The sequence below is a fragment of the Acidovorax sp. KPB24-03 genome, assembly GCF_057546605.1.
This window is the reverse complement of record NZ_BAAJYR010000814.1, coordinates 1-824: the sequence shown is the minus strand read 5'-3', so window position 1 is coordinate 824 and position 824 is coordinate 1. Positions and strand designations below refer to the sequence as shown.

Sequence of the window (824 nt, the reverse complement as noted above, 5' to 3'; positions counted from 1 at the left end):
GGAGGCGGGCGAGGGCGTGGTGCTGTTCCTGGACCTGGACCATTTCACCGTGGTCAATGCCATTGCCGGGCACGACGCGGGCGACGACGTGCTGCGCCACGTGGGCCGCCTCATCGAGACCCAGGGTGCGGTCGGTGGGGCTGGGCGGCGCGGCTGGGTGGCGACGAGTTCGCCGTGGTGCTGCCCGGCTGCCCGCTGGGGCGCGGGCTGGCCATCGCCGAGCAGCTGTGCGCTGCCGTGCGGGCGTGGGAACCGTCGTACCAGGGCCGCAGCTACACGCTGGGCGTGAGCATCGGCCTCGTGCCGCTGGACAGCGGCGTATACGACGTGACCGCAGTGCTCCATGCGGCCGACATGGCGTGCTACGAGGCCAAGCGCGCGGGCCGCGACCGGGTCGAGGTGCGCTCGGTGCGGGGTGGGCGCGCGCAGGTGCGCGCGGCGTGAAGGCGGGATGTGCCGCAGCGGCCACCGCGCGCTGCCGCCGCCCCATCGCCGGATGCTTCGCCCTTGCCCCGTCGGTTTGCCGATAATCGCCCCGTGCCCCTACCCCATCGCCCGCTGCGCAACCCCCTTGCTGTCCACGGCGGGCTGGCGCGTTGGCAAGCCCGCGTGCGCTGGATCATGGCGTGGTTCGTGCTGTCGCTGGGCGTGGCGGTGGCCTCGCCCATCGTGCACCCCCAGGGGGGGCGAGTGGGTCTGCACCGGCGTCGGAACGGTGAAGGCCGTCGTGCATGCCGATGAGGGCGCGCAGCCCGCTGGCCTGGCGCACTGGGACTGCCCGCTGTGCCTGCTGGCCGCGCCCCCGGCGCAGCCGCCGGCGGTCG

General features: G+C 74.6%; 1 protein-coding gene and 1 pseudogene. Both read left to right on the top strand.

The genetic code is table 11. The annotated features are described in order from the left end of the window. Positions 1 to 444: pseudogene (locus tag AC27KI_RS26185) on the top strand (GGDEF domain-containing protein); the annotation flags it as partial. 93 nt (positions 445 to 537) lie between these two features. Further along, the gene (locus tag AC27KI_RS26180; RefSeq protein WP_487116778.1) at positions 538 to 741 is read left to right on the top strand and encodes a hypothetical protein; all 204 of its coding nucleotides are present in this window, start codon (positions 538 to 540) and stop codon (positions 739 to 741) included. The last annotated feature ends 83 nt before the right edge of the window (positions 742 to 824 follow it).